This window comes from Prolixibacter sp. SD074, from assembly GCF_009617895.1.
Taxonomy (GTDB): Bacteria; Bacteroidota; Bacteroidia; order Bacteroidales; family Prolixibacteraceae; genus Prolixibacter.
In genome coordinates, this window is sequence record NZ_BLAW01000001.1 from 2,921,659 (window position 1) to 2,940,527 (window position 18,869).

17 protein-coding genes are annotated in these 18,869 nt (G+C 45.0%); 11 read left to right on the plus strand and 6 right to left on the minus strand.

What is annotated here, in order from left to right; translation table 11 throughout:
* Nucleotides 1-7 precede the first annotated feature (7 nt).
* The 11 genes from GJU82_RS12570 to GJU82_RS12620 all read left to right on the plus strand — a co-directional run bounded on the left by GJU82_RS12570 (nt 8) and on the right by GJU82_RS12620 (nt 9,542).
* Entirely contained in the window at nt 8-679 is a 672-nt protein-coding gene (locus tag GJU82_RS12570; protein WP_153632456.1) for a hypothetical protein, read from the plus strand.
* Nucleotides 676-1,911 (plus strand): DUF4857 domain-containing protein, encoded by a 1,236-nt coding sequence (locus GJU82_RS12575; protein ID WP_153632457.1) that lies wholly within the window; start codon nt 676-678, stop codon nt 1,909-1,911. The genes GJU82_RS12570 and GJU82_RS12575 overlap by 4 nt, the downstream gene beginning before the upstream one ends.
* A 154-nt stretch (nt 1,912-2,065) precedes the next feature.
* Nucleotides 2,066-2,299, plus strand: a complete 234-nt coding sequence (locus GJU82_RS12580; protein ID WP_153632458.1) for a hypothetical protein — start codon at nt 2,066-2,068, stop codon at nt 2,297-2,299.
* 410 nt (nt 2,300-2,709) lie between these two features.
* The gene (locus GJU82_RS12585; RefSeq protein ID WP_153632459.1) at nt 2,710-4,119 is read left to right on the plus strand and encodes an anthranilate synthase component I family protein; all 1,410 of its coding nucleotides are present in this window, start codon (nt 2,710-2,712) and stop codon (nt 4,117-4,119) included.
* Nucleotides 4,120-4,137: 18 nt separating this feature from the next.
* Nucleotides 4,138-4,704: an aminodeoxychorismate/anthranilate synthase component II gene (locus GJU82_RS12590; RefSeq protein WP_153632460.1), complete on the plus strand. Its 567-nt coding sequence runs from the start codon at nt 4,138-4,140 to the stop codon at nt 4,702-4,704.
* A 22-nt stretch (nt 4,705-4,726) separates the two neighbouring features.
* On the plus strand, nt 4,727-5,722 hold the full coding sequence (trpD, locus tag GJU82_RS12595; RefSeq protein ID WP_153632461.1) for an anthranilate phosphoribosyltransferase: 996 nt from the start codon (nt 4,727-4,729) through the stop codon (nt 5,720-5,722).
* The gene (gene trpC, locus GJU82_RS12600; protein ID WP_153632462.1) at nt 5,719-6,507 is read left to right on the plus strand and encodes an indole-3-glycerol phosphate synthase TrpC; all 789 of its coding nucleotides are present in this window, start codon (nt 5,719-5,721) and stop codon (nt 6,505-6,507) included. The genes trpD and trpC overlap by 4 nt, the downstream gene beginning before the upstream one ends.
* The gene (locus GJU82_RS12605) at nt 6,504-7,166 is read left to right on the plus strand and encodes a phosphoribosylanthranilate isomerase (RefSeq protein WP_153632463.1); all 663 of its coding nucleotides are present in this window, start codon (nt 6,504-6,506) and stop codon (nt 7,164-7,166) included. The genes trpC and GJU82_RS12605 overlap by 4 nt, the downstream gene beginning before the upstream one ends.
* Before the next feature lie 26 nt (nt 7,167-7,192).
* On the plus strand, nt 7,193-8,380 hold the full coding sequence (gene trpB / locus GJU82_RS12610) for a tryptophan synthase subunit beta (RefSeq protein WP_153632464.1): 1,188 nt from the start codon (nt 7,193-7,195) through the stop codon (nt 8,378-8,380).
* Nucleotides 8,381-8,408: 28 nt separating this feature from the next.
* A complete protein-coding gene (gene trpA, locus GJU82_RS12615) occupies nt 8,409-9,197 on the plus strand; it encodes a tryptophan synthase subunit alpha (protein WP_153632465.1) in 789 nt (262 codons plus the stop codon).
* 147 nt (nt 9,198-9,344) lie between these two features.
* Complete coding sequence (locus GJU82_RS12620) at nt 9,345-9,542, plus strand: hypothetical protein (protein ID WP_153632466.1); 198 nt, start codon at nt 9,345-9,347, stop codon at nt 9,540-9,542.
* A gap of 193 nt (nt 9,543-9,735) precedes the next feature.
* On the opposite strand, the gene GJU82_RS12625 is transcribed toward GJU82_RS12620, so the two are convergent.
* The 6 genes from GJU82_RS12625 to GJU82_RS12650 form a co-directional block, all read right to left on the minus strand.
* A complete protein-coding gene (locus GJU82_RS12625) occupies nt 9,736-12,285 on the minus strand; it encodes an adenosylcobalamin-dependent ribonucleoside-diphosphate reductase (protein WP_153632467.1) in 2,550 nt (849 codons plus the stop codon).
* A gap of 301 nt (nt 12,286-12,586) precedes the next feature.
* A complete protein-coding gene (locus GJU82_RS12630; RefSeq protein ID WP_153632468.1) occupies nt 12,587-13,816 on the minus strand; it encodes a 3-deoxy-D-manno-octulosonic acid transferase in 1,230 nt (409 codons plus the stop codon).
* A 61-nt stretch (nt 13,817-13,877) separates the two neighbouring features.
* Complete coding sequence (rnhA, locus tag GJU82_RS12635) at nt 13,878-14,405, minus strand: ribonuclease HI (RefSeq protein ID WP_228488694.1); 528 nt, start codon at nt 14,403-14,405, stop codon at nt 13,878-13,880.
* A gap of 25 nt (nt 14,406-14,430) precedes the next feature.
* Nucleotides 14,431-16,587 carry a S46 family peptidase gene (locus tag GJU82_RS12640; RefSeq protein ID WP_153632469.1) on the minus strand — a complete coding sequence of 719 codons (2,157 nt, stop codon included), beginning with the start codon at nt 16,585-16,587 and terminating at the stop codon, nt 14,431-14,433.
* A 475-nt stretch (nt 16,588-17,062) separates the two neighbouring features.
* Nucleotides 17,063-17,662: a ribonuclease HII gene (locus GJU82_RS12645; RefSeq protein WP_153632470.1), complete on the minus strand. Its 600-nt coding sequence runs from the start codon at nt 17,660-17,662 to the stop codon at nt 17,063-17,065.
* Between the two features lie 37 nt (nt 17,663-17,699).
* Complete coding sequence (locus GJU82_RS12650; RefSeq protein WP_153632471.1) at nt 17,700-18,821, minus strand: glycosyltransferase family 1 protein; 1,122 nt, start codon at nt 18,819-18,821, stop codon at nt 17,700-17,702.
* Between the last annotated feature and the right edge of the window lie 48 nt (nt 18,822-18,869).

Consider the following 18,869-nt stretch of genomic DNA (forward strand, 5'->3'; position numbering starts at 1 on the left):
CTTCAGGATGCTTAAAGCATTGTTTATAAAGGAATGGATAAAAATACGCTGGATTCTGATTGGATTCTTTGTGGGTTCCCTTTTTTCAGCTGCCAAATTGATACTGGATATCCACCACCAGGTTGAGCTGATGGGAGCCGCGAACTTATGGGACATCTTGCTTTTCAATAACTTTAATCCTTACCGCTGGATGAAATATCTACCGCTCGTTACGGGGATAGCCATCGCTTTAGCACAGTTCATTCCCGAAATTCAGCAAAAACGCATCAAGCTAACGTTCCATCTTCCGGTTAACGAAAACCGGGTATTACTACAAATCACCCTAACAGGCAGCCTGTTCTTGCTGATTATTTTCCTATCGGAATTATTAATCGCACTCACAGGGATTACACTTGTGCTGCCTAAGAAACTGGTAACAGATGCCCTTTTCACTCTTGCACCCTGGTTTCTTGGTGGCATAACTGCCTATCATTTAACGGTCATGGTCATATTCGAATCGACAGTGCTCCGCAAGCTTTTCCTCATCCTCATCGCTTCCGCTTTCATCGCATTGTTCTATCAAACGGCCACAACCGGCGCCTATCGTCCGGCGCTACCACTACTTACCGTTATGACGATATTGACTTTTTTCACCCATTTATACACCGCATACCGCTTCAGGAAAGGGATTAATCAATGATTAAGGTAAGTCGCTACATACTCATCCTCCTGGTAATCTTTACATTGTCCACTTTTCTGCCAGATTTCTTTCTGACAACTTTTGAACGACATGTCCCTGTTCCGTTCGTCATGTACAGTTCTTTCTCACATCAATTTGTGATACGCAAAGCCGAAGACGGAAAAACGCTTTACTACGATTCGGGGGGAAAGTCCTTTAACCGGAGCCAGTACGAACAGCAACTGCCATTGTTTCATTTTCGCCAGTTGATGGCCGACGGCCTGATGCCCGATTCCCTTTTCGGGAAACCGGTTGACGTATTCGAAATCAATAATGCCAATTTCTTCTCACGGATAACTCCCTCCGATATCGATGCTCCGCAAGCTGGCTTGTACCTGCTGTTTGAGTCAGAATCGGGCCGTGTCGCACTCGAAAAACCCGACGACTATTTCCGGATAACCAACAAAGGAATCGAATTTATCGATCCGGCTTCCAATGGCGTTAAACCCGGGAAGAGTGAGCTATTCACAAAAGTTTTAAAGGAAAAGGGAATGACTTTCCCGGCAAGGATGATCGCTGGCATTCCGAACATTCGGAAAAAGTACGATCAGGGTTATTTCATTGTCGACAAAAAGGAACATCTCTTTCATTTAAAAATGGGAAAAGGATTGCCGTACTGTCTGGAGATTCCGTTGCCGAAAAACGTTCACATCCTCTACATTGATTGTACCGATTTTAGAAACCGGGAGTTTTATGGCTACATCATTACCAGCGATAACCGTGTTTTTGTTCTGCAAACCGACACCTACAAGCTGGTAAACTGGCCGGTAAAACACTACAATGCCAGAACCGATAAACTGAGCCTGAGAGGTAACCTCGATTCCCGCCTGGCCATTATCGGTAAACCCAACGATGTCTACGCGTACGCGAGCAACCGTCAATACGTGCTTCAAAATGAATTTCACGAAAAACTAGCGCCCAATTTTCCCCGTGGGGCACAAATTGTCAACCACATCCTGTTTCCATTCAGAATTGAGTCCGGACCGGTATCTTCCGATTTTCATCGAATTATGATACAATTTCCTGAAAACATACTCTTTATCATCGGTAATCTGTTCTTTCTATTGCTTTATCTGGTAATCTTCTTCGCTATTAGAAGAAAGAGGTTGGTTATCGCCGAGTTGGTAATTATTCTCCTGACCGGACTATATGGATTTCTGGGAGTACTTTTGGTGCCAGCAGTGAAAAAATAACCTGACTGCCAGATTGTCAAAAGATTCCTTAAAGCGAATAAAACACTCCCATCATGGACTTTTTAAACGATAATTTCTATTTTTTAGAAATTCAATATAATTTTGGCTCGAATCTTGATGTAACAAGCACCAATGATGAATTAAGAAGAGAGACATGACAACAAAAATAAAACTGTATAAGATTTTACGTCGGGTAGGACTGCAAAAAAAACGGATTATGGTAGCCAACAACAAGGAAGAATTATTCCTCGACGAATTGGATAACCGTTTATTGACGTACTATTTTGAGAAGGAGTTTGGAGTAACGGTAGAAGACGAAAAGATTCCAACACTGACCACCGTTCCTATGGTGGAACGCTTTCTGTCCCGGCTGCTAAAATCAGCTTAAATAACGATATAGATCGTCTTAACAAAAATTTTGTATTTATTTTAACCAAAAAATATTGCCAATCTGGAATTTTTATTTTTCCTTTACGACGTAAACGTGAAGAAAATGAATTTGAATCAAACGATATGGCTTTGGTGGGGCACTTTCCTCTTTTAAAAGGCTAAGCTATATTGAATTTAAAAATATGACGGCTTACCTTCTCAACAGGTGAGCCTTTTTATTACCAAAAAAACAAAACGATGAATCTGCATACAAACAATAATACCTGGCGTTGGTGGTGGCACCGCAACTTTTTACAACCGTGAAGAGAGTGAGCTTGGTATGTAGTAATGCAGAAGAAAGCGGCTTATCGAATCACGGTAAGCCGTTTTCTTTTTATACGAGAAATTAAAACATAATCATAAGATATCATGAAGACCATCCAATTCAGTCCACACGTAAAAGAAATTCTTGCCGACACGGTAACACCGGTCAGTATTTACCTGAAATTACGGGACATTTACCCCAACACACTACTGCTCGAAAGTTCCGATTACCATGGCAATGAGAACAGCTATTCATTTATCTGTATCAAGCCGGAGGCAACATTCATGGTCGAGCAAAATACTATCCGGGTAACATATCCCGGCTGCCAGGATGAAATCCGGCCAGTGGAAAAACATGGTCAGGTAGCCGACGAGCTGGATGCTTTCTTCCAATCGTGCCGTCCTACCAACGGCCTTCCCAATATTCCGGCCAACGGATTGTTTGGGTATGTCAGCTACGATGGCGTTCAGTATTTCGAAACCATCAAATTCAAGAATCCGGTTAAACCGGAATACGCTATCCCGGAAATTCGTTATTCATTTTACCGGTACATCATCGCCATCAATCATCACATGAATCGCGTCCAACTGATTGAAAATCTTCCGGAAGGTGAAAAAGGATCGCTGGATGAACTGGAAGGATTGCTGGCAAACCGGAATTATGCCACCTTTACTTTCGGGACACACGGTGACGAAACATCCAATATCACCGACGAAGAATACAAGGAAATGGTCACTCGCGGTAAAGAACATTGCCACCGCGGCGACGTTTTCCAGATTGTTCTTTCACGGCAATATAACCAACCTTTCCACGGTGACGAATTCAACGTGTACCGTGCCTTGCGGAACATCAATCCGTCACCCTACCTGTTCTATTTCGATTACGGCGATTACAAAATCTTCGGCTCCTCGCCTGAAGCGCAGTTGCAAATCAAGGAGCGGAAAGTTTCCATTAATCCCATTGCCGGCACATTCCGGCGCACAGGCGATGATGAGCAGGATCGGAAACTGGCCAAAAAACTGGCAGCCGACCCGAAAGAGAATGCCGAACACGTGATGTTGGTCGACCTCGCCCGTAACGATTTAAGTCGTAATGCGGAAAATGTGGAAGTGGAACAATTCCGTGAAGTTCAATACTACTCGCATGTCATTCATCTCGTCTCAAAGGTGTCAGGCTATCTTCCCGAAAACAGCAATGCGTTCCGGGTCAACGGCGACTCCTTTCCGGCCGGAACCTTATCCGGCGCACCAAAATACCGTGCCATGGAACTGATTGACCAGTACGAAAACCAAAACCGTGGTTATTACGGCGGATGCATAGGTTACATCGGTTTCGACAACCATTTTAACCACGCCATCATGATTCGCTCGTTTTTGAGTAAAAATACTACCCTATTTTACCAGGCTGGTGCAGGCATTGTCTCCGAATCGAACGAAGAAAATGAGTTGCAGGAAGTGGGTAACAAACTGGCTGCCTTGAAGAAAGCCATCCAGCAGGCCCATAAAATCCAATAATCCCGAAAAAGTCAGAAGATGAAGATATTAGTTATCGATAATTACGATTCATTCACCTACAACCTGGTGCACGCACTCCGAAAATTTGAGGGAGTAACGGTTATTGTGAAGCGGAATGATGAAATTGACCTGCCGGAGTTGAATGAATACGATAAAATCGTCCTCTCTCCCGGCCCGGGAATTCCGGAAGAAGCTGGACAGATGCCGGAAATCATTAAAACCTATACCGGAAAGAAACCGTTTCTCGGGGTATGTCTTGGACATCAGGCTATTGCCGAAGGCTTTGGCGCCGGGATGAAAAACATGGACAAAGTGTTACACGGTGTGTCAACCCCAATTATCCAGATTAATCAATCGTATCTTTTCAACGGTGTCCCGGAGAACTTCAATGCCGGAAGATACCACTCATGGATAGTGGAAAGAGAAAATCTTCCTGAAGAATTGGAAATTACGTGCGAGGATGAGCAAGGCCGCATCATGGCCTTTCAGCATAAGACTTACGATATGGTTGGCGTGCAGTTTCACCCCGAATCGGTCTTAACACCTATGGGAATGAAAATTCTGGAAAACTGGATTAACCATTAACTCACTGACAAAAAACACAAGCATGAAAGAGATACTCAATTACCTGTTCGAATATAAAAAACTCACCAGTGAACAGGCCGAAGCCATTCTTCTGGAAATCACGGAAGGGAAATATACCGATGCTGAAATTGCGGCTTTCATCACCGTCTTCAACATGCGGACCATCAGCATCGAAGAGCTGGACGGTTTTCGCAATGCACTGTTGGTAACACGCATACCGGTTGACTTCTCCGATTTTGAAACCATCGATTTGTGCGGGACCGGTGGAGATGGAAAAGACACGTTCAACATTTCCACCTTATCGGCCTTTGTGGTCGCAGGAGCCGGGGCCAAAGTAGCCAAACACGGTAACTATGGTGCGTCATCAAGCTGTGGCTCTTCCAATGTAATGGAACACCTGGGCTACCGCTTTAGCAACGATGCCGACCGGCTGCGAAATGAACTCGACGGCTGTGGAATCACTTTTCTGCATGCTCCGCTGTTTAACCCGGCAATGAAAAACGTGGCGCCGGTACGTCGCGCGCTCCGGCTCAAAACCTTTTTCAACATGCTGGGCCCGATGGTGAACCCCAGTCAACCGAAGAACCAAATGGTCGGCGTTTTCAGTCTGGAGATAGGCCGCATGTACAGTTATTTATACCAAAAATCAGACAAGAACTTTTGTATACTGCACAGCCTCGACGGTTACGACGAAATTTCCCTTACGGGCGAATTCAAGATGCAAACCAATTACGTCGACCGACTATTGAGTCCTTCAGACATCGGTTTACCGAAAGTAAAACCTGAAGAACTGGCCAGCAGCGGTGATATTCCGGGCACGGCAAAAATTTTCACCAGTGTGTTGAACGGCAATGGCACTGAAGCACAAAATTCGGCTGTCATCGCCAACTCAGCGATGGCACTGCATTGTGTTGAACCAAAGAAAAGCATTGAGCAATGCATTGAGGAAGCCCGTTCGTCCCTTGCCGGGAAAAAGGCGTTGAAAGTATTTACCCAATTGATGGAGATCCAGAAATGACAGTCCTTGACGAAATAGTAGCCAACCGGAAAAAGGAAGTTGCCGAGGTGAAAAAACACGTTTCCCTGGAAGACCTGAAAAAACAGATCCCTTCCAACCGAAAAGCAAACTCACTAAAGGAACGGCTACTGAATCCGGAATCTTCAGGAATAATTGCGGAATTTAAGCGTAAGTCACCCTCCAAAGGCACCATCAATAATAAAGTTTCCCCCGAGTTTGTCACTAAAGGCTACACTACAGCCGGAGCCAGTGGTATTTCGGTGCTAACAGACAAAACCTATTTCGGCGGAAGCCTGGACGACTTCGCGAAAGCAAGAGAAGCCAATCCGGACACACCGATGCTGCGCAAAGATTTCATGGTAGACGAATACCAGATTTACGAGGCATGTGTCACAAAAGCCGACCTCATTCTGCTGATTGCTGCCGTATTGCAAAAGGAAGAAATCGAGCGCTTTACCACACTGGCACACAAACTGGGACTGGAAGTGCTACTTGAGTTACACGCCGAGGAAGAACTGCAAAAGGTCGATCCGCGCGTCGATTTGATTGGCGTCAACAACCGAAACCTGAAAGATTTCACGGTCGACCTGGAACATTCCATCCGGATGTTGGCAAAACTTCCCGCGGAAGCAGTAAAAGTTGCCGAAAGTGGCATCAGCGGGCCGGCTACCGTAGATTATCTCCGCGAAAGCGGTTTTCACGGTTTCTTAATGGGCGAGAATTTCATGAAACAGGAACATCCGGCAGAAGCCTGCCGGGAATTCATAAATCAACTAAAACGATGAAAATTAAAGTATGCGGGATGCGGGAGACGGAAAATATCCGTCAGTTGGTAGAGCTTGGCCCTGACTATATTGGTTTTATTTTTTACCCGAAATCAAAACGGTATGTAAGCGAACAGATCGCTCCCGAGGCCGTCGAATTAGTCCCGGCCTTTATTCAAAAAGTGGGTGTTTTTGTGGATGAGCCATTCGAATCACTGCTCGAACAGTTCCGGAACAATAAGCTCGAACTTGTCCAACTCCACGGCAATGAACTGCCCGAATATAGCGCCCGGCTGAAACAACTGGGGATTCCCGTCATTAAAGTTTTTAGCATAGGCAACGACTTTGATTTTGCGGTGACGGAACCATATGCCGGAAACTGCGATTTCTTCCTGCTCGACACCAAAGGCGAAAAACCGGGTGGCACCGGTCAGAAATTCAACTGGCAGTTACTGGATGCATATAAGGGAGAAACACCGTTTTTCCTGAGTGGTGGTATTAGTTCCGCTGATGCCGAAATCATCAGCAATCTTCAGCACCCAAAACTTTACGGGGTGGATGTGAACAGTGGTTTTGAAACTGAACCGGCGTTAAAAAACATTGAAGCGCTCAAACGGTTCATCGCCACCATCCGCGAGAACAGTACGGCTTCAAATAAATCTTATCCCGATTATCTATAACGAATACAGGAAATAAAACAGATATCATGAATTATCATGTCGATCAGAATGGCTATTACGGACAGTTTGGCGGGGCATTCATCCCGGAAATGATGTATCCGAATGTAGATGAGCTCCGAAAACGTTACCTGGAAATTATCGATAGTGAAGAATTCCGGAAGGAGTATACCGACTTGCTCCGCGATTACGTCGGAAGGCCTTCACCGCTTTACTATTCGAACCGGTTATCGGAGCAATATGGCACACAAATTTATCTCAAACGGGAAGATTTGAACCATACCGGTTCGCATAAAATCAATAATACCGTTGGTCAAATTTTACTGGCAAAACGGTTAGGAAAACATCGCATCATTGCTGAAACCGGAGCCGGTCAGCACGGTGTGGCTACCGCGACAGTCTGCGCCCGCGAAGGGTTGCAATGCATTGTTTATATGGGGGCCCTCGATGTATCGCGGCAAGCACCCAACGTAGAGAAGATGAAAATGCTTGGCGCAGAAGTCCGTCCGGTTTACAGCGGCAACCAAACATTGAAAGATGCGACCAACGAGGCCATCCGCGATTGGATCAATCATCCGGAAGACACGCACTACATTATCGGTTCCGTAGTCGGCCCACATCCCTATCCCGACATGGTCGCCCGTTTCCAGGCTATCATCAGCCAGGAAATGCGGCAACAACTAAAAGAGAAAACCGGCAATGAACTGCCCAATGCTGTCATCGCATGTATGGGCGGAGGAAGTAATGCAGCCGGTGCTTTCTATCACTTTCTGAATGACGGAGAAGTGAAACTGATTGCTGTGGAAGCAGCCGGGAAAGGAGTTGATACTGGCGAATCAGCCGCGACTACCGCACTCGGCAAGACCGGTGTACTTCACGGCAGTAAAAGTTTACTGATGCAAACAGAAGACGGACAAGTGACTGAGCCGTATTCTATCTCTGCCGGGCTCGATTATCCGGGCATCGGGCCAATGCACGCCAACCTGTATGAAACCCGCCGCGCAAAATTTATGAGCGCAACCGATGAAGAAACACTGGAAGCCGCATACAACCTAACGGAGAAAGAAGGGATCATTCCTGCGTTGGAATCAGCGCATGCACTGGCCGCTTTGGAGAAACTAAAATTTGCTTCCGGCGAAGTAGTGGTTGTGAACATCTCGGGCCGTGGCGACAAGGATATGGAAACTTACCTGAAGCATTTTCACGCAAAGCATTAGATGAACATCGAAACGAAAGATTAACAAGATGGAAAATCGCATCAATCAGCTTTTCAAAGAGAAGCGAAACAACATATTATCGGTTTATTTCACGGCCGGTTATCCCAATCTTCAGGATACGGAAGAAATAATTGTTGAACTGGAGAAAAGTGGGGCAGATCTGATAGAAATAGGAATTCCATTTTCTGATCCGGTAGCCGACGGACCAACTATTCAGAAAAGCTCGGACAAGGCATTGAAAAATGGCATGTCGATGAAATTACTTTTCGGGCAGCTGAAAGATATTCGCCAGAAGGTAAAACTGCCCCTGGTACTGATGGGCTATTTTAATAATGTGCTGCAATACGGCGTAGAAGATTTCTGCCGGAAGGCAAATGAAATTGGAGTTGATGGTATCATTTTGCCCGACCTGCCGCTGGAAGTGTACGAAAACGAATACCGAAACTTTTTTGAGCAAAATAACCTTCGGAACATTTTCCTCATTACACCCCGAACCAGCGACGCGCGTATCCGGAAAATCGATGATCTTTCCAGCGGATTTATCTATATGGTTTCCTCATCATCGACTACGGGTGCAAAGTCGAGCGTAACCAAACAGCAGGAATCCTACTTTAAACGGATCAAGGAGATGAACCTGAAGAATCCCCGCCTGGTCGGATTTGGTATTTCGGACAACACAACTTTTGTTAATTCGTGCCGTTATAGTAATGGCGCCATTGTGGGCAGTGCCTTCATCAAGGCACTTTCGAACGAAGGTCCTATTTCGCAGAACGTGAAAAAGTTCGTTGATTTTATTCGTCTTCCGGAAGAAAATTAGATGCCCGGGAAAACAGCTTTGAGTCGAAAAATGAGATTGTTAAAATAAATTAAAAGCTGTTATTGCATACCTGATTTTCGGATCTGATTTGGTATATTGAGGAAGAGAATGAAAATTCTGAGCACGTTCTTTTAAAATTGATAGACTATGATGGAATACGCAAAAGTAATCTTACCGAAGGTAAGTTTCAGTCACGAGCTTTTCGAGAAAGAGTTGCTGAAATGCATTGGCTGGACGAATGGCAATGGAAAGGAATTGGAAGAATTAAGAGATTGGTGTTATGATCAATTTGGAACCATCTATCCGGATATTCTGGACGATGCCTTTTCGGACGTTGCAGCCTGATAACATTCCCATCAGCTTTACCTGTTTTAAAATTTTCGCCCGTTCTAACGGATAACAAAGCAGCATTTCCTTTTACAGTTGTTTTCCTCGAACATTCAGGAAGTGCGCCAGCCGAAAGAATACGGCTACAATAACCTTAAAAAAAGAGGTTCTCCGAAAGGGAACCTCTTTTTACATTTATGAACATTTGCGTTTAACCGCATTTCGAAGAGCCACAATCTTTACAAATCAGGCAACCTTCCTGGTAGACTACATTTTCAGAGCCGCAACCAGCACAGGTTGCGCCATCAACAGATGTTCCATTGGGGATATATTTTTTCAATGCCCTGGCTACACCATTCTTCCAGGTATTAATCGTATCAATATCGAACTGAAGGCTGGTGACCAAATCCACCACTTTCTGGATGGGCATTCCGTGGCGCAACACACTGGAAATCAACTTAGCATAATTCCAGAATATCGGATTGAATTTGTATGAAAGTCCTTCAATGGTTGTTTTATACCCACGTTTATTAATATACTGAAAATCATACCGGGCCACACCGTTTTCGTCACGGCTCTTAATGATTCTTCCGCGGGTAACCGAACGGGGAAGCAGAATTCCGTCTTCGTCATCAGCCAACCCGGTGAAGATTTCGTAAGGCCGCTCGTCAATAAGTCCGATAAAAGCGATCCATTTGTCTTTGCTGTTCTGGAAACGAACCACATCAGCTTCGAGCGCTTCCGGACGTTTTGTCGGGAAAGCACCTTTTCCCCCGGTCTTATCTTTTGCCGAAATCAGTACACCTGAACGGGAGCCATCGCGGTATACGGTAACACCTTTACAGCCACTCTCCCAGGCCGTGAAATAAAGTTCACCCACCAGTTCCTCATCAACATCTGAAGGGAGGTTAATTGTAACCGAGATGGAATGGTCGACCCATTTTTGGATCTGGCCCTGCATTTTCACCTTGGCCACCCAATCCACATCGTTAGACGTGGCTTTGTAATAAGGTGATTTTTCCACCATCTTATCAAGCTCTTCGTCTGAATATTTTTTGTTTATATCATATCCATTCAATTCCATCCAATCTTTGAATTTATGATGGAAAACGATGTATTCTTCCCAGCTATCGCCTACTTCATCAACGAAATCAATCCGAATGCCTTTATCGCTCGGATTAACTTTCCGGCGGCGTTTATAAACCGGCATAAATACAGGCTCGATACCCGAAGTAGTTTGAGTCATCAAACTAGTTGTTCCGGTAGGAGCAATGGTAAGAAGAGCGATGTTACGACGACCAAATTTCACCATATCGTTATACAACTCCGGATCGGTTTCTGCCAGACGTTTGATATACGGATTCTCCTTTTCACGATTGGGATCGTAAATCGGGAATGCACCACGATCTTTCGCCAGCAATACAGAGCCACGATAAGCTTCCAACGCTACCAGTTTATGTACCTCTACCGAGAAATCGATGGCATTGTCGGTCCCGTAAACCAGTCCCAATGCTGCCAGCATATCACCTTCGGCAGTGATGCCAATTCCGGTACGACGGCCATTAATGGCCATTTCACGAATCTTTTTCCAGAGATTGGATTCTACCCGTTTGATTTCGCCATCCTCCTTATCCGATTCTACTTTGCCGGTGATGGCTTCAATTTTTTCGAGCTCCAAATCGATGATATCATCCATAATGCGTTGTGCGAATCGAACGTGCTTACGGAAGAGTTCAAAATTGAATTTGGCCTTCTTGGTAAATGGTTTCTCGACGTATGAAAACAGATTAATTGCCAACAACCGACAACTATCATAGGGGCAAAGTGGAATTTCACCACAAGGATTGGTGGAAACAGTCTTGTAGCCCAAATCAGCATACGAATCCGGAACTGACTCACGAATCACGGTATCCCAGAAAAGAATTCCCGGCTCAGCCGATTTCCAGGCATTGTGAACAATTTTTTTCCACAAATCACCGGCATTAATATCGCGGGTAAACGACGGATTCTTACTTTCGACAGGATATTGCTGCGTATAAGGTTTGTTTTCACGAACCGATTGCATGAACTCATCATCGATTTTCACCGATACATTGGCTCCCGTCACTTTGCCTTCCGTCATCTTGGCATCGATGAAATTTTCGGAATCGGGGTGTTTAATCGACACCGAAAGCATCAGTGCACCACGGCGGCCATCCTGAGCCACTTCGCGGGTGGAGTTGGAAAAACGCTCCATGAACGGTACAATACCGGTAGAGGTCAGGGCCGAGTTTTTCACCGGTGAACCAGCCGGCCTGATATGAGACAAATCGTGACCGACTCCTCCACGGCGTTTCATCAGCTGAACCTGTTCCTGGTCAACCATCATGATTCCACCATACGAGTCGGCATTATTACCTACCACGAAACAATTTGACAGCGATCCTACCTGATATTCATTTCCAATACCCGTCATCGGGCCACCTTGAGGAACGATGTATTTGAAATCTTTTAGCAGGCTATAAATTTCTTCTTCTGAAAGGGGATTAGGGTAACGGTTTTCTATACGCGCAATTTCTTTAGCTAAGCGACGATGCATATCGTCCGGGGTTAATTCAAAAATATTTCCATAGGAATCCTTTAAGGCATACTTATTCACCCATACGCGGGCTGCCAAATCATCTCCCTTAAAATACTTCAACGACGCCTGAAAAGCGTCCTCTGCCGAGTATACTTTTGACTGCGTAGCCGAATGTCCTGAAGATACTTCTTTCAAATCCATGGTGAACTAAATTTGGGTTTTATAATTCGGTTGTCTGTCGGATTTTTTGGTGCCCCGAATCGAGGCTGTTAATCCGATATGCAATTTACTTTTCATGTGGCAAGAATGGAACACTTTACTTTCCATTTTCTGTAAAAGTTATCAACTTACACCTGTTTGTTTTCTATAAATGTGCTACTTACATTTTTAATAACTACTAAAAGTTGATCAAAAACGGAAATTTATTCAAAAAATACAGGCGAAAATTTTCCTCCCGGAATAGTTCTGTATGCCGGATAAACAATGAAACAATGATGAAATATCAGTTGAAAATATACCGTACGATTAGATCCGAAGCACCCCGGCTCTGTGAAACATAATCACGGGCCAGACCGGAAGTAACCTGCAATTTTTTGTCGTCGTCCAGGTACTCATCCATCACCGACTTCAGTTCGTCATAATCATGAATACAAAAAGCTGCTTTTTTCTGGAGCAAGTCCAATGCTTCCTGAAACTTTTCATAATTGGGGCCAAAAACGACCGGCATACCAAAGGTTGCCGCTTCGAGGATATTATGAATGCCACTGCCAAAACCACCGCCAATATAAGCCAGGTTTCCATAACGGTAAACCGAAGTCAGGTATCCGTAACCATCTAAAATTAAAACATCTGCCCCTTCCAAATCGCCGTTTCCGGCCGTCGAAAACCGGACGTACTTTTTATCGAGGGCCTCAGTAATTCGTTGTATTGATTTATCGGAAACCTCGTGCGGTGCGATGACATATTTAACCGGGTGTTCCGACGAGTTGATATATTCAAGGAGCAAAGTTTCATCAGCTTTCCATGTACTTCCCGCAATTACCAGTTTCTTTCCGTTCGCAAACTCATCGAGTACCGCAAGACGGGGCGCTGCATCGGCAATCTGACCAACCCGATCGAACCGGGTATCTCCCGAAAGGGAAACATTGGTAAAACCGAATTTATTGAGCAAGTTAAGCGACTCCTGGTTCTGTACAAAAATATGATTGTAAGCTTGTAATGCTTTCCGGTACCAGCGGCCCCAGGGCTTGAAGAAAATTTGAGAAGGGCGAAAAATAGCTGAAAAGATATACGTGGGAATTTCGCGTTTTTTTAATGCAGTGAGGTAGTGATACCAGAATTCGTACTTCACAAAAAACGCCATCTCCGGATTTACGATATCCAGAAATCGCTTGACATTGTAAGGAGTATCAAGTGGGAGATAATAAACGTAATCAGCAAACTCGTAATTCTTACGGACCTCGTACCCGGATGGCGAGAAAAAAGTGAGCAAAATTTTCACATCCGGCTCTTTTTTCCGGATCGCTTCAATCACGGGTCTTCCTTGTTCAAATTCTCCTAACGAAGCTACATGGAACCAATAGATGGGTTTATCCGACGGTAATTCTTCTTTCAGCCGACTGAAAATATTACGACGGCCATCCAACCACTTACGGGCCTTTTCGCTGCGCAACGATGCCAGCCTGATGAGTAGCTTGTACCCCCGAACTCCTATGTCGTATAATAATCTCATAACTTTTCAGCGGGCAAAGGTAAATTACTTTTGAGAAATGGAGGCAAGGTTTTCCCAAAAATTACGTTTCAGGCTGATAACCTGCATCTTCCTTCAGATTTGGCTGTAACGCAGCCTCAACAGCCAGTTCGTCGCAACGTTCGTTTCCCGGATTATTGGCATGGCCTTTTACCCAGACAAAACGCACCTGGTGCTTCGGGTAAATATTCAGAAATCGGATCCACAGATCGGGATTCTTCTTTCCTTTAAACCGTTTCTTTGCCCAGGAAAAAACCCAACCCTTTTCCACCGCATCGGCCACATATTTCGAATCGGTGTAGATGGTCACCTTGCTTCCTTCCACCTTTAGCGCCTCCAGGGCCACAATCACTGCCAGCAACTCCATTCGGTTATTGGTCGTCAACCGGAAGCCTTCGGATAATTCTTTCTGGTGACGTCCCGACTGCAGAATAACGCCATAACCGCCAGGCCCTGGATTTCCGCGGGAAGCGCCATCAGTATAAACAATAATATTCGGTTTCTTCACATCAGTCATAAAAGCAAATGTATGCATAAAGAAAAGACCGGCATACAACCGGTCCTTTCGCATACTTGTATTTTAGGGCATTCGTTGGTTAACGAACAATCGTCATCTCATCAATCAGATTGGTTGCACCGGCATACTTATCGATTACCCAAAGAACAAAGCGGATATCAACACAAATGGTCCGCTGAATTTTGGGCTCGAAAGCGATATCTCCACTCATTGCTTCCCAGTTGCCATCGAAAGCAGCCCCGATCAATTCACCTTTGGCATTAATCACCGGGCTACCGGAATTACCACCGGTAATATCGTTATTGGTCAGGAAGCAGGTATGCAGCGTTCCATCTTTGTCAGCATACTGTCCATAATCTTTGGCATAATACAGATCTTTCAATCGCTGTGGTGTGTCGAACTCGTCATCGCCGGGAATATCTTTCTGGATATATCCGGCCAATGTCGTGTAATATTTATACCACACCCCGTCACGCGGACGGTACCCACCAACGGTACCGTAGGATAGGCGCATCGTTGAATTGGCATCCGGATATAGTTTCTGCCCTTTGTCCATATTCATTAATCCGGCAACAAACAATCGGCGCCCTTTTTCCAGTTCAGGAACCGTGGTCATATTATCACTGTTGATAACACGCATCACGTCAATTATCTGTTCGGTGGCCTGAAAGGCCGGATCTTTTTTCAGAACCTTCAGTGAAGGATCATTCAGGAACGCTTTCAACGATTCCTCATTACTGAAAATGGTTTTCTTGAACATCTTCTCAGCAAACTTACTGTAATCGCCTCTGTATTTATCTCTAATTGTATTTATATAAGCCGGATAATACTTTGGATCAACATTATCAGCATAAATTTTCGACAAGGCAGCCACCAGCTTCTCGTCGGTTGACGCATTGTAATCCTTGAAGAATTCATCAAGCGGACCTTGAATACGGGCAGACATGGCCCGAATAACATCCTTGTTCTCCGGCTGGCTTTTCATCACCTCATACAGGCCATTTGCCCGCATGGCTAACGTAAAGATTTCAGGACCACGCAGAAAAGCTTCGCGCATATAAGCACCGGCAACTTCATCATCGGTATCCTGGTAAGCATCTTTAATGAGACTTAAGGCCTTTCCGTATTTTGACTCACGTGAAGAATCCTCATCCACCCAGTTGGTGAATCGTTTCTCCAGCGCCTTTTTATCACTAATCACATTCAACGCCTCCAAGCCTTTATTCTGACCAATGGAATATTTGTAATAATTGGCGCTTCGGGCATATTTCGAAGCATACTGAATACGTGCTTTCGTACCGGTCTCCATGTATTTTTTTATGATCGCCAATTTTTGCGACCGCACCTTCATACGCACCTCGTTAGTCACATTCATCGCAAACTCAACTCCGTAAGAAGTTTTATACCGTTCAGTTCTTCCCGGATATCCCATAATCATGGCAAAATCGCCTTTATGAACACCTTCCAACGAAATAGGCAGGAAATGTTTGGGATGAAAAGGTACATTTTTAGGTGAATAGTCAGCAGGTTTACCATCCGGGCCGCAATACACACGGAACATGCTGAAATCGCCTGTCTGACGTGGCCACTGCCAGTTGTCGGTATCGCCACCGAATTTACCGATGGATTGCGGCGGAGCGCCAACCAAACGAATATCACGGAACGTTTCGTAAACAAACAGATAATATTTATTCGACTCGAAAAAGCTGCGGACACGAGCCTGGTAATCGGTACTGTCCGAAGCAGCTTTTTCCAGTTTGGAAGCAATCTCTTCCACTTTGGTTTCCCTCGCATTTTCGTCCATATCAGGAGTCAGGGCACTGTTAATTTTAGCCGTCACATCGGTAATATTTATCAGGAATGAAACCGTTTTCCCCGGATTCGGAAGTTCCTGATCCCTTGACTTCGCCCAAAATCCATCTTTCAGGTAGTCATGATCCACCGTACTGTGTGCCTGAATCTCGTCAAACCCACAATGATGGTTGGTTAACAGCAGCCCGTCGGGTGAAATCAGCTCACCTGTGCAGGAGCCATGATCCAGCGTCACAACAGCATCTTTCAGACTGGAATGATTAACACTGTATATTTGATCTGCCGTTAACTCACACCCCATAGCGTGCATCTTGTCGATATTCAGCTTCTGAACAAGAGCAGGCAGCCACATTCCCTCATCGGCTTTTACGCTACCCGAAAACACAGCGATAAAAGCAATAAGGACGATAATACCTTTCTTCATCTCTTTATTTTTGATTTTTCTGTCCCGCAAATTTAATTTTATTTAGAGCTTTTCCATGCTGTTTTTCAAACAGTATCCCATTAAGCGGTAATTTTCCTCACTTCACGGCCCCGGAAAAGTGCAATAATCAATCCAGCCAAGTGTTATTATTTCACCGGTCATTGCGCCCGGACACGCCGAAATGACGGCCTCCCGTACGGCTTAAGGAACCAAAATTCCCGCCATAACAACCGGAATGACCGACATTTTAAAAAACAACTCCCAGCCATGGAATATAACCGTTGGTAAAACTGGCTGCCTGCCGAAAGCGCTCCGGACCCATTCGTAATTTCTGCGACATCCGGGAAAACAGGAACAATATCCGCCCGGCGTGCCGTTTGTGCTATCATTGCAAAACAAAATACCACGTACATGACGCGACGTGCATTTGAGGTGCATTTCAAATTAGTTAGATTTGACGAACTTAAAGCCCCTGCTAAAATTTAAGAGAAAGCTGGTTATCAATTAACCGGAATGACTTGCGATGGTAAGGAGTGATACCATGTTGTTTGATCGCTTCGCGATGAGCTTTGGTCGGATATCCTTTATTTTGCCCCCACTTATAAAAAGGGTATTCTTTATGAAGAGCAAGCATAAAATCGTCCCGGTAGGTTTTCGCCAAAATGGAAGCAGCGGCGATAGACAAAAACTTTCCATCGCCTTTTACCACGCAGGTATATGGAATATCCTGGTAGGGCTTGAAGCGGTTACCGTCAACCAAAATATAATCTGGTTTGACTTTCAACTGGTGAAGTGCCCTGTGCATTGAAAATATAGAGGCATTGAGAATATTGACCTCGTCAATTTCCTTATTATCGTAGGAACCAACAGCCCAGGAAAGGGCTTCCTTTTGGATAACTTCCCTAAGTATGTACCGGTTTCTCCCGGTCAGCTGTTTCGAATCATTGAGCAGCTCATTCCGAAAATCGGCAGGCAGGATAACAGCCGCCGCAAACACTGGTCCGGCCAGGCAGCCCCGTCCTGCTTCATCACAACCCGCTTCAACCATTCCCTCATGTAAAAACGATGCAAGCATATTTCAAAAATAATGAATCCCCGTTTTAGAAAGGAGTTCATACTGTTTTCATCATGGATTCCCATAATAATTTAGCAGAACGTTCCCAGGTATAACTTTCCGAGCGTTCTTTCCCGCTCGATATCAAGACTCCTGCATAATCCTTATCCGTATAAATCTTTATCATCGCATCGGCTATTTCATCAACAGACTCAGGAGCGACATAACAAACCGACCCTCCCCCCACTTCGGGCAATGATGATGAATTGGAACAAATAACCGGAATACCGGCAGCCATTGCTTCGATGACCGGGATGCCAAAGCCTTCGAAAAAAGGGACAAATGTCAAAGCCAATGCAGCTCCCATCAATTGTACCAATTCCACATCAGGTACACGACCGGTGAAATGCACCTTACTTCCGCATTTCATTGAGCGATGCGTTTTTATAATTTCACGGGTTTTATGCATGTCCCCTCCAACAATCAGCAGATCGACCTCCTCATCGGTTTGCCGGCAAAATTGTTCGTAAGCAAGTAAAAGGTTTACTATATTTTTGCGTGGTTGGAGAGCTCCCACGAAAAGGAAATAAGGGCGGCTCCCGGCATATTTTTCCCTGACTTTCCGGATAGCCGGTCCTGGTAACGGATGAAACTGTTCACTAACACCATTGGGAACGATATTGATTTTCCCCTCCGGAATATGATATTTTCGAACCAGATCGTCGCGGGAAAAAGAGGATACAGTGACCAGGCGTTCGGCGTTTCGCGCATAACGTGGAACAAAATATTGCTGAAACCAGCGATGAGATAACCGCAAATCCTGAGGGCGGTGCTCAAAACTCAAATCGTGTATCACCAATGTCTGGGGAACGGTTGCTCGTAGCGAACCAAATCCATCAGTCGATAAAAATAAATGAGCGTTCAGTTCCTTCAATGCTCGCGGAACAACGCCTTCGAACCACAAATACCAAAGCAACGGATGACGAGCCTGAGGGCCAAGAACAACCGGCGTAACATTGGAACTATAAATAAACTCGCGTGAACAAGGTCGATCAAAAAGGAAGAAAAACCGGTGTTCCGGATGGCTAACCGTGATTCTACGCAGGGTTTCATGCGTAAACCGACCGATTCCTTCCAGTTTTCCGGGAAGCAGCAACCTTGTATTCACAACAATATTCATATTCCGTTCAATAGAATTGCTTAAATACCAAAGGTATTTATCCTAAGC